The 21071-nt window shown below is 67.5% G+C and carries 19 protein-coding genes; 2 read left to right on the plus strand and 17 right to left on the minus strand.

The genetic code is table 11. The features are described 5' to 3' along the window. Positions 1-4 precede the first annotated feature (4 nt). Positions 5-871, minus strand: coding sequence for a methionyl-tRNA formyltransferase (locus OVA30_RS01245; protein ID WP_015950009.1), 867 nt, complete (start codon positions 869-871; stop codon positions 5-7). 164 nt (positions 872-1035) lie between these two features. On the opposite strand from OVA30_RS01245, the gene OVA30_RS01250 reads away from it, so the two are divergent. After that, positions 1036-1770 carry an SDR family NAD(P)-dependent oxidoreductase gene (locus tag OVA30_RS01250; protein WP_268174324.1) on the plus strand — a complete coding sequence of 245 codons (735 nt, stop codon included), beginning with the start codon at positions 1036-1038 and terminating at the stop codon, positions 1768-1770. A 52-nt stretch (positions 1771-1822) separates the two neighbouring features. On the opposite strand, the gene bcsS is transcribed toward OVA30_RS01250, so the two are convergent. Next, the gene (gene bcsS, locus OVA30_RS01255; protein ID WP_326493602.1) at positions 1823-2584 is read right to left on the minus strand and encodes a cellulose biosynthesis protein BcsS; all 762 of its coding nucleotides are present in this window, start codon (positions 2582-2584) and stop codon (positions 1823-1825) included. Between the two features lie 251 nt (positions 2585-2835). Between bcsS and OVA30_RS01260 the strand changes: the two genes are divergently transcribed. After that, positions 2836-3468 carry an exopolysaccharide biosynthesis protein gene (locus tag OVA30_RS01260; protein ID WP_256371270.1) on the plus strand — a complete coding sequence of 211 codons (633 nt, stop codon included), beginning with the start codon at positions 2836-2838 and terminating at the stop codon, positions 3466-3468. 204 nt (positions 3469-3672) lie between these two features. On the opposite strand, the gene OVA30_RS01265 is transcribed toward OVA30_RS01260, so the two are convergent. The 15 genes from OVA30_RS01265 to nuoG all read right to left on the minus strand — a co-directional run bounded on the left by OVA30_RS01265 (position 3673) and on the right by nuoG (position 21050). Next, complete coding sequence (locus OVA30_RS01265) at positions 3673-4383, minus strand: ABC transporter ATP-binding protein (protein WP_003598168.1); 711 nt, start codon at positions 4381-4383, stop codon at positions 3673-3675. Between the two features lie 15 nt (positions 4384-4398). After that, positions 4399-5718: a lipoprotein-releasing ABC transporter permease subunit gene (locus OVA30_RS01270; protein WP_147018984.1), complete on the minus strand. Its 1320-nt coding sequence runs from the start codon at positions 5716-5718 to the stop codon at positions 4399-4401. Positions 5719-5730: 12 nt separating this feature from the next. Next, on the minus strand, positions 5731-7056 hold the full coding sequence (proS, locus tag OVA30_RS01275) for a proline--tRNA ligase (RefSeq protein WP_003598172.1): 1326 nt from the start codon (positions 7054-7056) through the stop codon (positions 5731-5733). A 475-nt stretch (positions 7057-7531) separates the two neighbouring features. After that, positions 7532-7873: a DUF1467 family protein gene (locus OVA30_RS01280; protein WP_268174328.1), complete on the minus strand. Its 342-nt coding sequence runs from the start codon at positions 7871-7873 to the stop codon at positions 7532-7534. Between the two features lie 65 nt (positions 7874-7938). Continuing rightward, positions 7939-8343 (minus strand): methylmalonyl-CoA epimerase, encoded by a 405-nt coding sequence (gene mce / locus OVA30_RS01285; protein WP_003598176.1) that lies wholly within the window; start codon positions 8341-8343, stop codon positions 7939-7941. Positions 8344-8493: 150 nt separating this feature from the next. Continuing rightward, entirely contained in the window at positions 8494-10167 is a 1674-nt protein-coding gene (locus OVA30_RS01290; protein WP_268174329.1) for a ribonuclease J, read from the minus strand. A gap of 19 nt (positions 10168-10186) precedes the next feature. After that, positions 10187-11026 (minus strand): biotin--[acetyl-CoA-carboxylase] ligase, encoded by an 840-nt coding sequence (locus OVA30_RS01295; protein ID WP_268174330.1) that lies wholly within the window; start codon positions 11024-11026, stop codon positions 10187-10189. Positions 11027-11045: 19 nt separating this feature from the next. Then, entirely contained in the window at positions 11046-12485 is a 1440-nt protein-coding gene (nuoN, locus tag OVA30_RS01300) for an NADH-quinone oxidoreductase subunit NuoN (protein WP_253389363.1), read from the minus strand. Next, positions 12482-14065, minus strand: coding sequence for an NADH-quinone oxidoreductase subunit M (locus tag OVA30_RS01305; protein WP_268174332.1), 1584 nt, complete (start codon positions 14063-14065; stop codon positions 12482-12484). The genes nuoN and OVA30_RS01305 overlap by 4 nt, the downstream gene beginning before the upstream one ends. Beyond that, positions 14065-16176: an NADH-quinone oxidoreductase subunit L gene (nuoL, locus tag OVA30_RS01310; RefSeq protein ID WP_268174335.1), complete on the minus strand. Its 2112-nt coding sequence runs from the start codon at positions 16174-16176 to the stop codon at positions 14065-14067. The genes OVA30_RS01305 and nuoL overlap by 1 nt, the downstream gene beginning before the upstream one ends. A gap of 58 nt (positions 16177-16234) precedes the next feature. Next, positions 16235-16540: an NADH-quinone oxidoreductase subunit NuoK gene (gene nuoK, locus OVA30_RS01315; RefSeq protein ID WP_003598182.1), complete on the minus strand. Its 306-nt coding sequence runs from the start codon at positions 16538-16540 to the stop codon at positions 16235-16237. Between the two features lie 5 nt (positions 16541-16545). Next, positions 16546-17166, minus strand: coding sequence for an NADH-quinone oxidoreductase subunit J (locus OVA30_RS01320; protein ID WP_003598184.1), 621 nt, complete (start codon positions 17164-17166; stop codon positions 16546-16548). A gap of 209 nt (positions 17167-17375) precedes the next feature. Continuing rightward, the gene (gene nuoI / locus OVA30_RS01325) at positions 17376-17864 is read right to left on the minus strand and encodes an NADH-quinone oxidoreductase subunit NuoI (protein WP_003598186.1); all 489 of its coding nucleotides are present in this window, start codon (positions 17862-17864) and stop codon (positions 17376-17378) included. Positions 17865-17948: 84 nt separating this feature from the next. Beyond that, positions 17949-18971: an NADH-quinone oxidoreductase subunit NuoH gene (gene nuoH / locus OVA30_RS01330; RefSeq protein ID WP_003598188.1), complete on the minus strand. Its 1023-nt coding sequence runs from the start codon at positions 18969-18971 to the stop codon at positions 17949-17951. A 12-nt stretch (positions 18972-18983) separates the two neighbouring features. Continuing rightward, positions 18984-21050, minus strand: coding sequence for an NADH-quinone oxidoreductase subunit NuoG (gene nuoG / locus OVA30_RS01335; RefSeq protein ID WP_268174336.1), 2067 nt, complete (start codon positions 21048-21050; stop codon positions 18984-18986). Positions 21051-21071 lie beyond the last annotated feature (21 nt).

Raw genomic sequence — 21071 nt, forward strand, 5'->3', positions numbered from 1 at the left:
CGAGTCAGCGTCCGATTTGCCCGGCTTCGTTGAGCGGCACCTGGCTCCAGCGGGTGAACTGCACGTAGCCGTCGCGGGCGGCCACGACGACCTGGCGGCGGTAGCGGTGCACCACGGTGCCGGGGGCGTGGCGGTGGGCCTCCTGCCAGCCGTCGGCGGCGGCGACGAAGATGCGGGCGTTGCCGAGCCGGGCGATGGTCTCGATCGTGCCGAAGGCGCGCACGCGGCGCAGCACCGCGGCGACGTCCTTGTGGAAGTCGAGGGTGCGGTCGGCGTCGTTCACCCGCGGCCAGTAGGAGCCGTCGCCCTGCGGTTCCGCCTTGCGCCAGCGCTCGGCCAGATCCTTCCCGATCGGCCCGAGGGCGAGGCGGCGGGCCGCCATCTGGCACTTGGTGAGCAGCGTCTCGTGGGTCTCGTCACCGTCGAGGGGGAAGATGTCCTGGGCGAGGATGTCGCCGGTGTCGAAGCCCTGCTCGGCGAGCACGTGGGCGGTGACGCCCCAGCTCTCGTAGCCGTCGAGAACCGCCTTGAAGAGCGGATAGGGGCCCCGCCCCGTCGGCAGCGGTGAGGGGTGGAGATTGAGGGCATAGCGCACTCGCCCGTGCCAACCCCGCACGAGCCAGGGATAACCGGAGACGACGAGGACCACGTCGCGGCCGTGCTCGTGTGCGAGCCGCTCAATGTCGTCGGGCAGCATTCGCGAGAGCTGGATCGGGATGCGGTGGCGCCGGGCCTGGGCCACCACGACCTCGTTGTGATCGTAGATGCCGTCGCAGGGCCGGGTGAACAGCTTCACCGGCGTCCAGCCGGCTTCGATCAGCCCGTCGAACACGCCGCCGAGGAAGTCGATGCCGGCAAAGGCGAATTTCATGGGCAGAGGCGTCCCGTGGCTGGCCGCCCTGCGACGTTCGGCGCAAGGCGCGGCGGCTGTGATCGGCTCCACGCCGACCGGCTCCGCCTTAGCTAGTGGATTTCAGGCACCGGCGAAATCTTTGGGCGAAATCGTCGGGTGGACGCCGCCCGACAGGGGGCTTCATGGAACGGGTCGTGATCTACGGCGGAACCGGGGGCATCGGCCTGGCCACAGCACGGGCCCTGCGCGGACGGGGCGCGGCCCTCCACCTCGTCGGCCGCGATCCGGAACGCCTGGAACGAGCGGCCTCCGAACTCGGCGATACCGGCTTCACCGCGGGCAACGTCACCGATCCCGACCTGTTTCCGCGCGTCGCCTCGGAGGCGGGCCCGCCCCTCGGCGGCCTCGTCTACGCGGTCGGCACGATCCAGCTCGCGCCTTTGGCCAAGCTCGACCCAGCGCGCATCGAGTCTGATTTCCGCATCAACGCGCTCGGTGCCTTTCTGGCGGTGCAGGCAGCGGCCCCCGCGCTCAAGGCCGGAGCGGGAGAGGCAAGCACGGGCGTGGTGCTGTTCTCCACCGTCGCCGTCGCGCAGGGCTTCTCGCACCATGCCTCGGTCGCCATGGCCAAAGGCGCGGTCGAGGGGCTCGCCCTCTCGCTGGCGGCGGAACTCGCGCCCGCGATCCGGGTGAACGTCGTCGCCCCCTCGCTGACCCGTACGCCGCTCGCCAAGGCCATCACCCGCAACGCGACGCTGGCCTCCGGCATCGCGTCGATGCACGCGCTCCAGCGCCTCGGCGAGCCCGAGGATGTCGCCGCACTCGCCGCCTTCCTCGTCGGCCCGGAGGCGGGCTACGTCACGGGGCAGGTGATCGGCGTCGATGGCGGGCGCTCCTCACTGCGGACCAAGGGGTAAGCCGGCCTCACGCATCGTCCCGAACCGTGGCGGCGGCTTTCGGTATGATGCCTCAAAGCGCGCTCCAGACGGCGAGGGAGACGTAGGGGTTCCACTGGTTGAGCGGCGTCTCGAGTTGGCCTCCGGCCGAGAGGCGGAAGCGGTAGCCGCCCATCGCGTAGTCGGTGACATGCAGCCCGAGGCTCCACTTCCGGTAATCGGTCTGGTCGCCGTAGATGGCCGCCTCCGGGCCGAGATACGCGCCGAACAGCGCGGTGCCCCAGGACAGCCGGGCATAGGCGTCGCCGCGGGCAGAGCCGAGGATCACGGTGGCGGTCATCAGGGTCGTCTCGGTTGGTCGTGCCCAGACCTCGCCGTGCAGGCGAAAACCCGCCCGCAGGGGCAGCGCCTGCACGAAGCCGGGGCCGGACAGCGCCTCCCAGGAGGCTTCCGGGCCGGCGAACACCGTCACCGCTCCCCATTCCCGGATGAACTGGTAGCCGCCGAGGGCCGCGCCGAGGGCGGTGAAGCGCATCAGGACCGGCATGCCGCCTCCGCCCTCCAGCCGCACGCCGCCCCCGGCCGTCACCAGGGCGACGGGGCCATCGCGGTCGAACCGATCGAAGACGAGCTTCGCTCCGGCTGCGGAAAACGTGGATGCGCCGGCATCCATGCTGCCGAACAGGACCGTCCGAAGACTCGCATCGTCAGCGCGGGCCGGGTCACAGGCGAGGATCACGAACGGGGCGAGGGCAGCGAGTGCGCGACGGCTTGCGGCCCGCCCGGACGGAGCCGGGTGTCGCAAACCATCACGGGAGGATGCGCGTTTCGACATTGGAGGTCGCGCAGTCATCGGCGGAACGACCAATGGTTGTCACAGCAACCGGCTATAGTTAAGAGAAATTTACAACTTAAGATAAGTTAACGGTTCTGATTTACTTGAAATAACTACGCCGGCGATTTCAACAACCTGAGCGTGGAAAGGCCCCGTGTGGCACGGCACGCGCGCGCCGGTCGGAGCGCTTGGCGGATGGGCTGGGTTGGGCTAGAGCCGCGCTTACCGAAAAATCCAACGGCCGAGCCGGTTTGTCCTCCGCTGCGCGCACTTCCGACGTTCTCACGATGCTTGCGAGCCAGGAGAGCGAGCGTCTGACCGTCGGCGACATCATCGCCGTGCTGCGGGACCGCGCTTTCGCGCTGCTCGTGGTTCTGCTCGGCCTGCCCAACTGCCTGCCGATGCCGCCGCCGATCCCGCTGGTCTGCGGTCTGGTCCTGCTCGTCATCGCCATTCAGATCGTGGCCGGCATGTCCGCCCCATGGCTGCCGCGTCGGCTGCTCGATCAGTCGATTGCCCGCGAAACGGTGGCGAAAGCGGTGAAGCGGGCGGTGCCCCTGCTGCGCCGGCTGGAGCGCTGGTCGCGCCCGCGCCTGAGCGTGTTCGACGGTGCCGTCGGCATGCGCGGCATGGGCGTGCTGATCCTGGCGCTGGCGCTGGCGCTCATCGTGGCCCCGCCCTTCTTCGGCCAGATCCCGCTCGGGCTCGCGGTCTCGCTGATCGGCCTCGGACTGGTGGAGCGCGACGGGTTCGTGGTGCTGATCGGCCTGTTGATCGGCGGCGTCGGCGTCGGGATCTCGATCGGCTTCGTCTACACTCTGTTCGCCAGCATCATGGGCGCCTTCGCTTGGCTCTCGCAGGCGATCCCCGGCCTCGGGCTGTAGCGCCTCTCCAAGCCGCCGACCGACCCCTTTTCCTGAACCGGACTATTTTGCCGGCAGGTGCCGCGTGCCTTCGATCGGGGCGGCACCGCTCGTCGTGATCCGCGAGCGTCAGCGAGGCGATGCGTGCGATGGCACGAGACGGATCGCCGGAAACGGGATTACCCCCGCCGATGAGTCCGCTGCGCTGACGCTCTCGACGCTCCCCTATGCCAACTGCTCGATCATCCCGTCGCGGATCGTCACGCGGCGGTCCATGCGGGCAGCAAGATCCATGTTGTGGGTCGCGATCAGCGCCGCGAGGCCGGAGGCGCGCACCAGCTGGAGCAGGATGCTGAAGACCCGGCCCGCGGTCTGGGGGTCGAGGTTGCCGGTCGGCTCGTCGGCGAGCAGCAGCCGGGGCCCGTTGGCGACCGCGCGGGCGATGGCGACGCGCTGCTGCTCGCCGCCCGACAGTTCGGCCGGGCGATGCGGCAGCCGCTCCTTCAGGCCGAGGAAGCCGAGGAGTTCGGCAGCGCGCGCCTCCGCCTCCTTGCGGGCCAGCCCGCGGATGAGCTGAGGCAGCACCACGTTCTCCAGCGCCGAGAACTCCGGCAGCAGATGGTGGAACTGGTAGACGAAGCCCATCTCCTCGCGCCGCAGGCGGGTGCGCTCGCCATCCGACATGCCGGCTGTGGGCTGGCCGCCAATATAGACCTCGCCGCCGTCCGGGCGCTCCAACAGGCCGGCGACGTGGAGCAGGGTCGATTTGCCCGCGCCCGAGGGCGCGACCAGGGCGACGAGTTCCCCGGGCCAGATCGCGAGATCGGTGCCGCGCAGGATTTCGAGCGTCCCCTCGCCCTGGTGGTAGCGGCGCTGGACGCCGGCGAAGAACAGGGCCGGCACGGGCTGGGCGCCGCCGGCATTCGTCTGAGCCATATTGGGGGCGTTCCGTCAGCCGTAGCGCAGGGCCTGCACCGGATCGAGCCGGGCGGCGCGCCAGGAGGGATAGAGGGTCGCCGCCAGCGACAGCAGCACCGAGGTGATCACGATGATGACGACCTCGCTCGTGTTCATCTCGGCCGGGATCTCGGCGAGGAAGCGCACGGTCGGGTCCCAGGCGGTGGGAAATAGGGTGCGCTGGATCGGCTTGATGTTGAGGGTGAACAGCACCCCGCCGATCAGCCCGATCGCCGTCCCGACGAGGCCGATCAGCGCCCCGTTGATGAGGAAGACCCGCATGATCGTGCCCGGCGTCGCCCCCATGGTGCGCAGGATCGCGATGTCCGAGGACTTGTCCCGCACGAGCAGGATGAGCCCTGAGATGATGTTGAGGGTCGCCACGATCACGATGAGGTTGAGGATCAGGAACATCACGTTCCGCTCCACCTCCAGCGCCCCGAAGAAGGTGCGGTTGGTCTGGCGCCAGTCGGTCAGCAGCACCGGGCGCTCGGCCGCCATCTCCAGGGGCTCGCGCATCTCACCCACCGCGTCGGCATTGTCGAGATAGATCTCGATCACGCTGACATCGCCGTCGCGGTTGAAGAAGGCCTGCGCCTCCGCCAGCGGCATGAAGGCCATGGTGGTGTCGAAATCGGTCACGCCGATCTCGAAGATCGCCTTGACGGCGTAGGTCTTGGTGCGCGGCGCGGTGCCGAACGGCGTGCTCGCGCCCTTCGGCGTCGAGAGCGTCACCTGATCGCCCGCCTGGAGGCCGAGGGCGTCGGCGAGCCGCTTGCCGAGCGCCACCCCCTGCCCGTCGTCGAAGCCTTCGAGCGTCCCGCCCTTGATCGCGCCGGAGACGGCGGGGATCTTCGGCAGGTCGGATTCGCGCACGCCGCGGACCAGGACGCCGGAGCCGCCATAGGGGGAGGAGGCGAAGGCCTGTCCCTGCACCATCGGCACCACAGCGCGTACGCCCGCGACCTTTTCCAGCCGGTCTGAGAGATCGACGTAGTCGGTGAACAGCCGGTCGATCGGCGCGGCGAAGACGTGGCCGTTGAGCCCGATGATCTTGGAGCGCAGTTCCGAGCGGAAGCCGTTCATCACCGAGAGCACGATGATGAGGGTGGCCACACCCACCGCGATGCCGAGCACGGAGAACAGGGCCACCACCGAGACGCCGCCGCCCCGGCGGCGCGCCCGCAGGTAGCGGCCGGCGATGATCCACTCGAACCCCGCGAAGGGTGGCGTGGAGGCGCTCGCGCGGGCGTTCTTCAGCCGTGCGAGGACGCCTTTCAAGGAGACACCGGCCTTACCCAACGCAAGCGCCATCGCGGCCGGTCCTCAGAGGCGCCGGATGCGAGCGGGGAGATCGACGGGATCGAGGGTCTCGCGCTCCCCGCTGGCGCGGCGCTTTAGCTCGATCTTACCCTCGGCCAGACCCTTCGGGCCGACGATCACCTGCCAGGGCAGGCCGATCAGGTCCGCGGTAGCGAACTTGGCGCCCGGCCGCTCGTCGCGATCGTCGTAGAGGACCGACAGGCCCGCCGTCTCGAGGGCCGCCTGGATCTCGGCGCAGGCGGTGTCGCAGGCGCCATCCCCGACCTTGAGGTTGATCAGCGCCACGTCGAAGGGGGCGATCGCGTCCGGCCAGATGATGCCGGCCTCGTCGTGGCTCGCCTCGATGGTCGCCGCCACGAGCCGGCTCGGGCCGATGCCGTAGGAGCCCATATGGACCGGCCGCTCGCTTCCGTCGGGGCCGGTGACGACCGCCTTCATCGGAGTCGAGTACTTGGTGCCGAAATAGAAGATATGGCCGACCTCGATGCCGCGGGCGGAGAGGCGCGAAGCCTCCGGCACCTCGGCGAAGACCGCCTCGTCGTGCATCTCGTCGGTGGCGGCGTAGTGCGAGGTCCAGGCATCGACCACGCCCTGCAGCCCGGCCACGTCGTCGAAATCGACGGACGGGGGCGGTACCGGCATGTCGAGATAGGCCTGATCGCAGAAGACCTCGCTCTCACCGGTCTTGGCGAGGATGATGAACTCGTGGCTGAGATCGCCGCCGATGGGGCCGGTATCGGCGCGCATCGGGATCGCCCGCAGGCCGAGCCTCTCGAAGGTCCGGAGGTAGGAAACGAAGACCTTGTTGTAGGAGTGGCGCGCCGCGGCTTGGTCGATGTCGAAGGAGTAGCCGTCCTTCATCAGGAATTCGCGCGAGCGCATGGTGCCGAAACGCGGGCGCACCTCGTCGCGGAACTTCCACGAGATCTGGTAGAGGTTCTTCGGCAGATCCTTGTAGGAGCGGGTGCTGGCCCGGAAGATCTCGGTGACGACCTCTTCCGCGGTCGGCCCGTAGAGCAGTTCGCGCTCATGGCGGTCCTTCAGGCGCAGCATCTCCTTGCCGTAGGCCTCGTACCGGCCGGATTCGCGCCAGAGGTCGGCGGCCTGGATCGTCGGCATCAGGATCTCGATGGCACCCGCGCGGTCCTGCTCGGCGCGCACGACGTCGCAGACCTTGTTCAGAACGCGCAGACCCAGCGGCAACCACGCATAGATGCCGGCCGCCTCCTGGCGGATCATGCCGGCGCGCAGCATCAGGCGGTGCGAAACGATCTCCGCTTCCTTCGGCGTCTCGCGCAGGATCGGCAGGAAGTAGCGGGAGAGACGCATCATTCGACCTTGGAAGCGGGCGGGCGCAGCCGGAGAGGAGCTAGGCCAGCGTGCGGAGGCACACAACACATTGCCCCCGCAAAACACAAGCGCCCTGCGAACACAGGGTCGGCCGGCAATGCGGCGGAACGAAGCCGGCGAAGCAGCCGCGCGCAGCGTTCGCGGGGACCGGCGAAGGCCGTTTGACGCGTGGTTTGCAAAAAAGCGCCGCGAACCGTCTCTACCCTGATGACAAAGGGAAATGTTCTTCCTATAAGCAGCGCCGTGATGGTCGCAGCCCACAAGGCAGCGCACGGTCCGGGTCTTGGGAGGAACAATCAGCCAACGCGCCGCAAGCAATGCGCGACATAAATCAGGCTGAAAAATACTTCGGTTATCCAAAGCAAGGCCTCGTGCCTTGCTTTTTGTTTTTGGGCTGAGCCTCTTCTTCGGCGCAGTGGCCGTCTACTCCGGAGGCGGAGCGCCCCGTCGCCCTTTACAGGCGGGCGAGCGGGAAGATCAGCAACGCCGCGAAGAACGCGATGGCGGCGAGGAGCGTCGTCAGCAACGCCTTCTCGCGCAGGCGCGGGCTCGCGGGCGCTCCCGGATCCTGGCCCGGCACCAGCCGCTGCGGATCGGCCTCGGTGGCATTGCCCAGCGGCAGGATCGCGAACAGGAAGGTCCACCACAGCACGAAGTAGAGCGCCAGCGCACCGAACACCGTCAGCTCGAACCCCTTCACGGCCACCGTCGCGAACAAAGCGGTCAGCGCCGCCACGGTCAGAAGGGTCAGCGGGGTCGAGGCGGTCAGGGTGCGAAGGGACAAGCGGGTCATCATTTTCAAACGATATGAAACGGCCGGGCCCGTGCTCGACCGATCGAGTGGGACTGAAGAACGGTCCCTCAGACCTGCTCCAGCTCCACCAACGTTCCCAGGAAGTCCTTGGGGTGGAGGAAGATCACCGGCTTGCCATGGGCGCCGATCCTCGGCTCGCCGGTGCCGAGCACGCGGGCTCCGGCCGCCTTCATCTGGTCGCGGGCGGCGATGATGTCCTCGACCTCGTAGCAGACATGGTGGATGCCGCCGGCCGGGTTCTTGTCGACGAAGCCCTGGATGGTCGAGTTCTCACCGAGCGGCGACATCAGCTCGACCTTGCTGTTGGGCAGTTCCACGAACACCACCGTCACGCCGTGCTCCGGCTGCGGCAGCGGCTCGGTCACCTTGGCACCGAGCGTGTCGCGGTAGACCGCCGTCGCCGCATCGAGATCCTTCACCGCGATGGCGACGTGATTGAGCCGTCCGATCATTGCTGCCTCCCTCCTTTGTTGTCTTGAACGTCATGCCCAGCTATCCGCGCCGGGCTTGATGGATGCGATCCCGCGCGCCTCTCTCTCCGGAAAGGTCGCGCTTTCACGCGGCGCGCGCCCGCTTGCCGTGGCGAAGCGGGCGCGACGCCATCACACCTCCACCACCTGCACGTGGCAGGCGGGCTTCTTGCCCCAGGCCTCGTTGACGGCGGAGCGCACGGCGCGATCGACCGCGTTCTCGACCGCCTCCGAATCCTTCATCTTGCCGCGCGGCAGACCGTTGAGGGTGCGGTTGACCGTATCGACCACGGTGTCGAGCAGCGGCTCGCCGGTCCGGCCACGATTGGGCAGGCCCATGATATCGACCGCCGGATCGCCGATCACCTCACCGCGCTCGTCGATGGCGATGGCCACCGAGACGATGCCGGTCTGCGAGAGCTTGCGCCGCTCGGGGATCGCCCGGTCCTTCGAGTCGATGAGGACGTTGCCGTCCTTGTAGAGCCGCCCGGCGCGGACGTGCTCGACCACCTCCGGCTTGCCCGGCGCGAGGCGGACCACCGCGCCGTTGCGGGCCTTCACCACCGACTCGACGCCCTGCGAACGGGCAAAGCGCGCATGCTCGTCGAGATGCAGCGCCTCGCCGTGCACCGGAACGACCGCCTTCGGCCGCGTCCAGGAATACATCGTCACCATCTCCTCGCGGCGGGGATGGCCGGAGACGTGGACGAGTTCGGTGCGGTCGGTGATGACCTCGATGCCATCCTCGATCAGGTCGTTGATGATGGAGCCGACATCGCGCTCGTTGCCGGGGATGGCGCGCGACGAGAAGATCACCCGGTCGCCGGCCGTGAGCGAGATCGCCGGATGGTCGTGGCGCGAGACCCGCGACATCGCCGCCCGCGGCTCGCCCTGCGAGCCGGTGAGCAGGCAGACCACCTTGTCGCGCGGGATGTGGGAATAGGCCTCGGCCGAGAGGAAGTCCGGCAGCCCGTCGAGGTAGCCGCACTCGCGAGCGACATCGATCACCCGGTCCATGGCGCGGCCGACGGCGATCACCTGACGTCCGCAGGCCTGCGCCGCTTCCGCCACGGCCCGGATACGCGCGACGTTGGAGGCGAAGGTCGTCACCGCCACGCGGTGGGGCGCGTTCTCGATCAGCTTGTGCAGGGTCGCGGAGACCTCGGACTCGCTCGGCGAGCGGCCTTCGCGCAGCACGTTGGTGGAATCACAGATGAGCGCGAGGATGCCCTCGTCGCCCAAAGCTGTGAACGCCTCGGGGGACGTTGAGTCGCCGGCCACCGGGGTGTCGTCGAGCTTCCAGTCGCCGGTATGGAGCACGAGGCCGTGCTCGGTGCGGATCGCCACCGCGTTCGATTCCGGGATCGAGTGGGCCACCGGCACGAACTCGATCTCGAACGGCCCGACGGTCACCCGACGGCCCGGCTTGATCTCGCGCAGATCCACCTTCGGCGCGCCGGGCTCGGAGAGACGGCGGGTTTCGAGCAGGTTCTTGGCGAACCGCGTGGCGTAGACCGGCGCCTTGATGCGCGGCCACAGCTCGGAGATCGCGCCGATATGGTCCTCGTGCGCGTGGGTGATGAAGATTGCGAGAAGGTCCTTCTTGCGCTCTTCGATGAAGGTGAGATCGGGGAACATCAGGTCGATGCCGGGCAATCCCTCTTCGCCGGCAAAGCCCATTCCGCAATCGACCATGATCCATTTGCGCTGCTTCTCGGGTCCGATCCCGTAGAGGCCCGCATTCATGCCGATCTCGCCCACGCCGCCGAGCGGCACGAAGACGAGTTCGTCCTGCCGTGTCGTCATCTTGTTCGTCTATCCAGTCTCAGGCCGCCGTCGCGGCACTTCCGAAATGCACCTCGCCCGCCGTCACGGTTCGTCGGGTTCCGTCTGGGGCGAGGATCACGAGCCGCCCCCCCTCGTCGATCGTTTCAAAGATGCCCGTCAGCGTGACTTCGGCCATGCGAACCGACACGGGGGCCCCTACCCCCGCCGCGCGCTCCAGCCACCGCCGCCGGATATTCGAGAATCCGCGCCCCTTGTTCCAGATCCGGACGGCTTCGACAAACCGTTCCGACAGGAATTCGAGCAGCATCGGCGCATCCGCCGCGGAAAAAGCCGCAAGCGCCGCCGCCGGATAGGGCAAACCGTCCGGCGCCGCCGCAACGTTGACGCCGAAACCGACCACGACCGCCCGCCGCCCGCCCGGCAGCGTCTCGGCCTCCAGCAGGATGCCGGCGAGTTTTTGGCCGTCGGCGAGGACGTCGTTGGGCCATTTCAGATGGATGGCGGCAGCGCTGGGAGCAATGCCCTGCGGCAGCGGTGCATCCCCCCTCTCCGCATGCGGGGCGGGGGCTAAACGGCACGCGTCCCTGATCGCATCGACCAACGCCACGCCCGCCACAAAGCCGAGGGTCGCGACCATCTCCGGCGCCACGCCGGCCACCGGCAGCAGCAGGCTGGCGGCGAGGTTGCCCTCCGGCGAGGTCCAGGCATTGCCGCGCCGGCCGCGGCCCGCCTCCTGGCGTTGGGTCGTGACCCAGAGCGGGCCCGTCTCGCCGCCCTGGGCGAGGCGCATGGCCTCGCTGTTGGTCGAGTCGAGCCGGTCGTGGCTGTGGAGCCGATGCCCCTCGGACCGGGCTGCTGGGCTCAGCCGGAACTGCATCCGCCTCAGAACGGCAACCTCAGAACAGCGACTTGGCAGCGTCGCCCGCCGCCGCGACCAGCGGAGCCGGAACGAGGAAGAACAGCACCACGACCGCGCTCGACACGCCGAGCACGATGGCCGAGCCCGGCGGGATCCGCTCGTAGGGGGCCTTGGCCTCGTCGAAGTACATCACCTTGACGAGGCGCAGGTAGTAGAAGGCGCCGACGACCGAGGTCACCACGCCGACGACCGCGAGCGTCACCAGCCCCGCCTTGATGGCGGCGGCGAAGACGTAGAACTTGGCGAAGAACCCGGCGAGCGGCGGGATGCCGGCGAGCGAAAACATCATCGCGGCAAGGCAGAAGGCCAGCCACGGATGAGTGCGCGAGAGGCCCGAGAGATCGTCGATCGTCTCGAACATCTGGTCCTTGCGGCGCATGGAGAGCAGCACCGCGAAGGCGCCGAGCGTCATCGCGAGATAGATGATCATGTAGATCACTACGCCGCGGATGCCCTCCTCCGAGCCCGCGGCGAGGCCGATCAGCGCGTAGCCGACATTGCCGATGGAGGAATAGGCCATCAGGCGCTTGATGTTGCGCTGGCCGATCGCAGCAAACGAGCCGAGCGCCATCGAGGCGATCGAGACGAAGATGATGATCTGCTGCCAGACCGCCGTGACGTCGGGGAAGGCGCCGATGAAGACGCGCACCGTCATCGCCATGGCGGCAATCTTCGGCGCGGAGCCGAAAAAGGCGGTGACCGGGGTCGGAGAGCCCTCGTAGACGTCCGGCGTCCACATATGGAACGGCACGGCGGCGAGCTTGAAGGCGACGCCGGCGGCCACGAATACGATGCCGAGCACGATGCCGAAGCTCGACGGACCGTCGAGCGCGGTGACGATACCGGGGAAGGAAACCGTGCCGGTGAAGCCGTAGACCAGCGAGGCGCCGTAGAGCAGCATGCCCGACGAGAGCGCGCCGAGCACGAAGTACTTCAGGCCGGCTTCCGTGGACTTCACGTCGTCGCGGTGGAAGGCGGCGATGACGTAAGCCGCGAGCGATTGCAGCTCGAGACCGAGATAGAGCGAGATCAGGTCGTTGGCCGAGGCCATCACTAGCATGCCGACGGTGCAGAGCACGATCAGGATCGGGTATTCGAACCGGTCGATGCGCTCGCGCTGGAAATAGTCGCGCGACAGCAGGATGGTCGCCGCCGAGCCGATCAGGATCAACGCCTTCATGATCCGCGCGAACGGATCGGCGATGAAGGCGCCGTTCAGCGTCGTCACGCTGCCCGACTGGGAGACGACGAGGAAGAAGGTGAAGATCAGCAGGATCAGCGCGCCGACATTGACGCCCTCGGACGAGCGCTCGCCGCGCCACGCCCCGTAGAGCACGAGCAGCAGAGCGCCGACGCTCAGGACGATCTCCGGCAGGACCGGCGTGATCGCCGGCAGGACGGACTGGATCGGGGTCATCGCGCGGCGGCCTCGACGGTTTTCTGGGACTCGAGGGCGACCGTCTTCTCCGCGGCGGCGGATTTCGCGGCTTTGGCGGCGGCCTCGGCGGTCTGCGTGTTGGCAAGCGCCCCGCGCATGTTCTGCACCAGCGCCTCGGTGGACGGCGCGAAGGTGTCGAGCACGGGCGCCGGGTGGACGCCGTACCAGATCGTCAGCGCGACGAGCGGCGCGATGATGATCTTCTCACGGGTGTCGAGGTCCAGGATGCCCTGGAGGTTGGGCTTGTCGAGCTTCCCGTAGATCACCCGGGCGTAGAGCCACAGCGCATAGCCCGCCGAGAGGATGATGCCGAAGACCGAGAAGAAGGCGACCGTCGGGTTGGCCTTGAAGGCCCCCATCATCGCCAGGAACTCGCCGACGAAGCCCGACGTGCCGGGCAGGCCGACATTGGCCATGGTGAAGACCATCATCGCCGCCGCGTAGAGCGGCATCCGCTTCACGAGGCCGCCATAGGCAGCGATCTCACGGGTATGCATCCGGTCGTAGACGACGCCGACGCAGAGGAAGAGCGCGCCCGAGACGATGCCGTGCGAGATCATCAGGAACAGCGCGCCCTGGATGCCCTGCTCGTTCAACGTGAACAGGCCGAGCGTCACAAAGCCCATATGCGCCACCGACGAGTAGGCAATCAGCTTCTTGATGTCGGTCTGCATCATCGCGGTGAGCGAGGTGAAGATGATCGCGATCACCGACAGCGCGAAGACCAGCGGCGCGAACTGGGCGCTCGCATCCGGCAGCATCGGCAGCGAGATCCGGATGAAGCCGTAGCCGCCCATCTTCAGCAGGATGCCCGCCAGGATCACCGAGCCCGCAGTCGGCGCCTCGACGTGGGCGTCGGGGAGCCAAGTATGGACCGGCCACATCGGCATCTTCACCGCGAAGGAGGCGAAGAAGGCGAGCCAGAGCCAGGTCTGCATGTGGACGGGGAAGCGGTGCGCCAGCAGCGTCGGGATGTCGGTGGTGCCGGCCTCCCAGTACATCGCCATGATGGCGAGCAGCATCAGCACTGAGCCGAGCAGGGTGTAGAGGAAGAACTTGAAGCTGGCGTAGATGCGCCGCTTGCCGCCCCAGATGCCGATGATGAGGAACATCGGGATCAGGCCTGCCTCGAAGAACAGGTAGAACAGCACCAGATCGAGGGCGCAGAACACGCCGATCATCGTCGTCTCGAGAACAAGGAAGGCGACGAAGTACTCCTTCACCCGGTTCTCGACGGACAGCCACGACGCCCCGATGCAGAACGGCATCAGGAAGGTCGTGAGCAGGATCAGCGGCATCGAGAAGCCGTCGACGCCAAGCTTGAACCGGATCGTCTCGGCGAGCCAGGCATGGCTCTCGACGAGCTGGAAGCTCGGGGAGGCGATGTCGTAGCGGGCCCAGGCGGCGAGCGAGAGCAGGAAGGTGACGATCGTCGTGATCAGCGCCGCCCAGCGGGCGTTGCGCTTCACCGCCGCCGTCTCCTCACCCAGGGTGAGGATGAAGGCGGCGCCCGCGAGCGGGACGATCAGAAGCCCGGAGAGAATGCCGAGGCCGAGCATCAGTGGGTCCCCCCAGGCACGCCGGAGACGAGGTACCACGTGATCAGGCCGGCAACCCCGACGAGCATCACGAATGCGTAGTGGTAGACGTAGCCGGTCTGGAGGCGGACCACGCCGCGGGTGATGTCCACCACCCGGGCCGAGATGCCGTCGGGGCCGAGGCCGTCGATGACGCGCCCGTCGCCCTCCTTCCAGAGGAACAGGCCGAATTTCTTGGCCGGCCGGACGAAGATCCGGTCGTAGATCTCGTCGAAGTACCACTTATTGAGCAGGAAGCGGTACAGGATCGGCTGCGACTCCGCGAGGCGATGCGGCAGGTCGGGCCGGCGCAGATACATCCAGAAGGCCAGCAGGAAGCCGAGCACCAGCATCACGAAGGGCGAGGCGGCGACCCAGCCCGGCGCGTCGTGGATCTTGTGCATGATGTCGTTGCCGGACCCGTGCGGGAGCGCGTTGCCCCAGAACTTGTCCATGTCGTGCCCGATGAAGCGCTCCTTGAAGATCAGGCCGGCGAACAGAGCGCCGAAGGCCAGGATCGCCAGCGGAATCGTCATCACGAGCGGGCTCTCGTGCGGCGTGACGGGCGCGTGGTCGTGGTGCTCGACCGCGCTGTGCGAAGCCGGCTCGACGTCGTGGCCGTGATCGTCGTGGGCGACGCCTTCGTGGTGCCCCGGCGCGCCGTCGGCTTCATGGGCAGAGGCCGCGTGGGCGTGGTCGTGCGCCGCATGCGCGTGATCGTCATGCCCGTGGGCGCCATGCGCGACCCAGCGCTGCGGTCCCTCGAAGGTGAGGAAGAACAGGCGCCAGGAGTAGAACGAGGTCATCAGCGCGGCGATCACGGTGGCGAGGAACGCCAGCACATGGCCCGGGCGGTCCGACATGTAGGCCGCCTCGATGATCGCGTCCTTCGAGTAGTAGCCGGAGGTGAAGGGGAAGCCGATCAGCGCGATCGTGCCGATCGTCATCATCGCCGTGGTGAAGGGGATGTAGCGGCGCAGGCCGCCCATGTTCCGCATATCCTGCTCGTGGTGCATCGCGTGGATGACCGAGCCGGCCCCGAGGAAAAGCAGCGCCTTGAAGAAGGCGTGGGTGAAGAGGTGGAACACGCCCGTCGCGTAGGCGCCGACGCCGAGGCCGACGAACATGTAGCCGAGCTGCGAGCAGGTCGAGTAGGCGATGACCCGCTTGATGTCGTTCTGCACGAGGCCGACGGTGGCCGCGAAGAAGGCGGTGATGCCGCCGATGACCGTGACGACGGTGAGCGCGGTCGGGGCCAGCTCGAACAGCGGCGACAGGCGCGCGACCATGAACACGCCGGCCGTCACCATGGTGGCGGCGTGGATGAGCGCCGAAACCGGGGTCGGGCCCTCCATCGCGTCGGGGAGCCAGGTGTGCAGCAGGAACTGCGCCGACTTGCCCATCGCGCCCATGAACAGGAGCAGGCAGGCGAGCGTCAGGGCGTGCCAGTCATGGCCGAGGAAGTGGAAGGTCGCGTCCTTCAGCTCCGGGGCCTTGGCGAAGATCGCGTCGAACCCGACCGAACCGGTAAGGACGAAGACGAGGAAGATGCCGAGCGAGAAGCCGAAATCGCCGACGCGGTTGACGATGAAGGCCTTCATCGCCGCGGCGTTGGCGGAGGGCTTCTCGTACCAGAAACCGATCAGCAGGTAGGAGGCGAGGCCGACGCCCTCCCAGCCAAAGAACATCTGCACGAGGTTATCGGCCGTCACCAGCATCAGCATGGCGAAGGTGAACAGCGACAGGTAGGCGAAGAAGCGCGGCCGGTGCGGATCCTCGTGCATGTAGCCGATGGAGTAGAGGTGCACGAGGGTCGAGACCGAGGTCACGACCACCAGCATCACCGCGGTCAGCGTGTCGACCTTGAAGGCCCAATCGACCACGAGATCGCCGGCAGTGAACCACTGGGCGACGGGCACGGTCTCGGCGCGGCCGTCGCCGGTGACGAGGAAGAAGGCGCCCCAGGACAGCAGGGCTGCGAAGGCGAGGCAGCCCGTCGTCACGAGCTCGCTCATCCGCGCGCCGATGAACCGGCCGAACAGGCCGGCGATCAGGGCGCCGATGAGCGGGAAGAAGACGATCGCGTGATACATGGGTCGGTCGTGCCTCGCAGCAGGCGGACGAAGGGTCGGGGCTCTCTTGGAGGGAGCGTCAGCCCTTCATCATGCTCACGTCCTCGACGGCGATGGAGCCGCGGTTGCGGAAGAACACCACCAAGATCGCGAGCCCGATCGCGGCCTCGGCCGCGGCGACCGTCAGCACGAACAGGGCGAAGACCTGTCCGGTGATGTCGTTGAGGTGGGTCGAGAAGGCGACGAGGTTGATGTTCACGGCGAGCAGGATCAGCTCGACCGACATCAGGATGACGATGACGTTCTTGCGGTTGATGAAGATGCCGAGCACGCCGAGCGTGAACAGGATCGCGGCAACCGTCAGGTAGTGGCTCAATCCGATCATCGGCCTCAGACCTCCACGCCCTGCCGCGAGGGCACCTTGATGGTATCGACCGCCATGCCCTGCGTGCGGGCGTTCTGTACGGCGATGTTCTGGCGCTTCACGCCGGTGCGCTCGCGAAGGGTGAGCACGATGGCGCCGATCATCGCCACCAGCAGGATCAGGCCGGCGATCTGGAAGGCGTAGACGTAGTCCGTGTAGAGCACCCGCCCGAGCGCCTCGGTGTTGGTCGCAGTCTCTCCGTGGGCGGCGCGGCCGAGCGGCGCCTGCACGAGGCCCGGATCGATGGTCCAGGTGCCAACGACGAGGACCAGCTCGATCAGGAAGATCGCGCCGATCAACCCGCCGATCGGCAGGTAGCGCTGGAAGCCCTGGCGGAGGGCTGCGAAGTCCACGTCGAGCATCATCACGACGAAGAGGAACAGCACCGCGACGGCGCCGACATAGACGACGACGAGGATCATCGCCAGGAACTCGGCGCCCATGAGCACGAACAGCCCGGCGGCGTTCACGAAGGCGAGGATCAGGAACAACACCGAGGTGACGGGGTTCCTGGCTGCGATCACCATGAAGCCCGAGGCCACGGCGAAGCCTGCGAAGAGATAGAAGAAGGCGGCGGCTGCGGTCATGCGATTTTCAGCATCGGCCGCCCAAGCGAGCGGCTCCCTTCTGCCTCGGTGGACCCTCGGCCGCAGGCGGCGGCCCGTCTAGCGCATCGAGAGCGAGGCGCTAGGTTCCTGTTTCCGCATCGTCTTTTTCCGAGGGCCGGAAGCCGCCGTTCGGGACGATGCTCTATAGAACTGGGCTGTGCGGCGCACAACCGATGTCGGCGGCCGAACTAGCGGTACGGCGCGTCGACCGCGATGTTGCGGGCGATCTCGCGCTCCCAGCGATCTCCGTTCTCGAGGAGCTTCTGCTTGTCGTAGAGCAGCTCTTCGCGGGTCTCGACCGAGAACTCGAAGTTCGGCCCCTCGACGATGGCATCGACCGGGCAGGCTTCCTGGCACATGCCGCAATAGATGCACTTCACCATGTCGATGTCGTAGCGCGTGGTGCGCCGCGTGCCGTCGTTGCGGCGCGGCCCCGCCTCGATGGTAATGGCCTGGGCCGGGCAGATCGCCTCGCAGAGCTTGCAGGCGATGCAGCGCTCCTCGCCGTTGGGATAGCGGCGCAGGGCGTGCTCCCCGCGGAAGCGCGGCCCGCGATGGCCCATCTCAAAGGGGTAGTTGATCGTGGCCTTCGGCTTGAAGAAGTATTTCATGGCGAGGACAAACCCCGACACGAACTCCTTCAGGAGAAGGCTTCTGGCGACCTGATCGAGCTTCACGGCGCGATCTCCAATTCTGGTCGCCTTCCTGAGCGAGCGGGTGACCGGCTCGCGGGAAGGAAATGCGACCTCACAAGGGACGGGTCAGGCTCCCGGCGCGAGGCCGGTGAGCTTGAGGACGAAGGCGACGACGATGACCGAGATCAGGGACAGCGGAAGGAAGACCTTCCAGCCGAGCCGCATGAGCTGGTCGTAGCGGTAGCGGGGCACCATGGCCTTCACCATGGCGATCATGAAGAACAGGAAGCTGGCTTTGAGCGTGAACCAGATCACGCCGGGCACCCAGGTGAAGGGCACGAACGGGATCGGCGAGAGCCAGCCGCCGAGGAACAGGACCGTGCCGAGCGCGCACATGGTCATGATCGCCACGTACTCGCCGAGCATGAACAGCAGGTACGGGGTCGAGGAATACTCGACCATGTAGCCCGCTACGAGTTCGGATTCGGCCTCCGGCAGGTCGAAGGGCGGGCGGTTGGTCTCGGCCAAAGCCGAAACGAAGAACACGCCGAACATCGGGAACAGCCAGAGCCAGTACCAGCCGAACAGGCCGAGCGCCGTGTCCTGCGCCATGACGATGCGCGAGAGGTTGAGCGAGCCGGCGCAGAGCAGCACGCAGATGATGACGAAGCCGAGCGAGACTTCGTAGGAGATCATCTGCGCCGCCGAGCGAAGCGCGCCGAGGAAGGCGTATTTCGAGTTCGAGGCCCAGCCGCCCATGATGACGCCGTAGACGCCGAGTGAGGAGATCGCGAAGATGTAGGTGATGCCGACATTGATGTCGGCGATCGCCCAGCCGTCGGCGAGCGGGATCACCGCCCAGGACGCCAGCGCCAGCATCGCGAAGACCAGCGGCGCCAGCAGGAAGATCGCCTTGTTGGCGCCCGCCGGGATCACCGGCTCCTTCAGCACGAACTTCAGGAGGTCGGCGAAGGACTGAAACAGGCCCCAGGGCCCGACCACGTTCGGGCCGCGGCGCAACTGCACCGCCGCCCAGATCTTGCGGTCGGCCAGCAGCGCGTAGGCGATGAAGACGAGGAGCGCGGCGAGGAGCACGAAGCTCTTCAACGCGATCAGGAGGACGGTGCCGAGCACTTCCCAGAAGGTCATCGGTGGCGTCCCCTATTCCGCCGCTTCGAGGGCGCGGCCTCGGGCGAGGCCGGAACACTCGGCGAGCACCCGCGAAGCGCGGGCGATCGGGTTGGTAAGGTAGAAGTCGGCGACCGGTGAGGAGAAGGTTGCCTTCTCCGTCGCGGCCGGCAGTGCGGCAAGCCGATCGAGCGTAGCCGCCGCGTCGGACGGCTCGACCTGTCCGACCGCCGCGAGATGCGGATGTGCGGCATACATCGCCTTACGCAAAGCGGCGAGCGAATCGTAGGGCAGGCGCTTGCCGAGCACGTCGGACAAGGCGCGCAGGATCGCCCAATCCTCGCGGGCGTCGCCCGGCGGGAAGCCGGCGCGGTTGGCCATCTGCACCCGGCCTTCGAGGTTGACGTAGGTCGCGCTCTTCTCGGCGTAGGCGGCGCCCGGCAGGATCACGTCGGCGCGGCTCGCGCCGGCATCGCCGTGGGTGCCCTGATAGATCACGAAGGCGCCCGGCCCGATCACCCGCTCGTCGGCACCGAGGTTGAACACCACGTCCAGCGCCCCCGGCTCCAGCATCTGCGAGAAGCTCAAGCCCCCCTCCCCCGGCACGAAGCCGAGATCGAGGGCGCCGACGCGGGCCGCCGCCGTGTTGAGCACGCCGAAGCCGTTCCAACCGTCCGTCACCGCGCCGACATCCTTCGCCAAGGCGGCGGCGGCGGCAAGCGAACCGAGCCCGCCCTCGCCGACGATGATGAGCGGACGCTCGGCCTTTTTCAGCACGTCGAGGAAGCTGTGCTCCCCCTTGGCGATCGAGGCCAGCGTGTCGGTGCCGGCGCCGAGATAGGTGTAGGGGTAGGTCAGATCCGGCTGCTCATCGAGGATCAGGCCGATCGAGACCGGAGCCATGCGCCAGCGCTTGCGGATGCGCACGTTGAGCAGCGATGCCTCGGTGCGCGGGTTGGCGCCGACGATCAGGATCACGTCCGCCTGCTCGATACCGGGGATGGTCGCGCCCAGCGTGTAAGCGGCCCGGCCCCAGGCCGGATCGATCGCCTCGCCGGTCTGGCGCGCGTCGAAATTGGTGACGCCGAGCGAACCCATCAGCGCCTTGAGAGCGAAGATTTCCTCCGCACCCGCGAGGTCGCCGACGAGCGCGCCGACGCGCTTGGGATCGGCGCCCTTCACCTTGGCGGCAATGGCCGAGAACGCCTCACCCCAGGAAGCGGGACGCAGGCGGCCGTTCTCGCGCAGGAACGGACGGTCGAGGCGCTGGAGACGCAGGCCATCGACGACATGGCGGGTCTTGTCGGAGATCCACTCCTCGTTGATCTCCTCGCTGATCCGCGGCTCGATCTGCATCACCTCGCGGCCGCGGGCATCGATGCGGATCGCCGAGCCGACCGCATCCATCACGTCGACGGACTCGGTCTTGTGCAGCTCCCACGGGCGCACGTTGTAGCTCTGCGGCTTGTGCACCAGTGCGCCGACGGGGCAGAGGTCGGCGACGTTGCCCTGCAGCTCCGAGCCCATCGCCTCTTCGAGGTAGCTGGTGATCTCCATGTCCTCGCCGCGGCCGATGGCGCCGAGATCCGGCACGCCGGCCACTTCCGCAAGGAAGCGGACGCAGCGGGTGCAGTGGATGCAGCGGTTCATCGCCGTGCGCACCAGCGGGCCGATATACTTCTCCTCGACCGCCCGCTTGTTCTCGCTGTAGCGGGTCGAGTCGACGCCGTAGGCCATCGCCTGATCCTGCAGGTCGCAATGGCCGCCCTGGTCGCAGATCGGGCAATCGAGCGGGTGGTTGATGAGGAGGAACTCCATCACCCCCTCACGCGCCTTCTTCGTCGTCCCGGAGCGCGTCAGCACCTCCGGCGGCTCGCCGTTGGGGCCGGGCCGGCAATCCTTCACCGCGTAGGCGCAGGAGGCTACGGGCTTGGGCGCGCCCTTCAGCTCGACCAGACACATGCGGCAATTGCCGGCGATCGACAGCCGCTCGTGGAAGCAGAAGCGCGGGATCTCCGCGCCCGCGATCTCGCAGGCCTGAAGCAGGGTGTAGTCGGCCGGAACATCGACCTCGGTGCCGTCGATGAGGATTTTGGTCATCGGGTCATCTCGAAGGTGAGC

This window comes from Methylorubrum sp. SL192 (genome assembly GCF_026672325.1).
Classification (GTDB): Bacteria; Pseudomonadota; Alphaproteobacteria; order Rhizobiales; family Beijerinckiaceae; genus Methylobacterium; species Methylobacterium extorquens.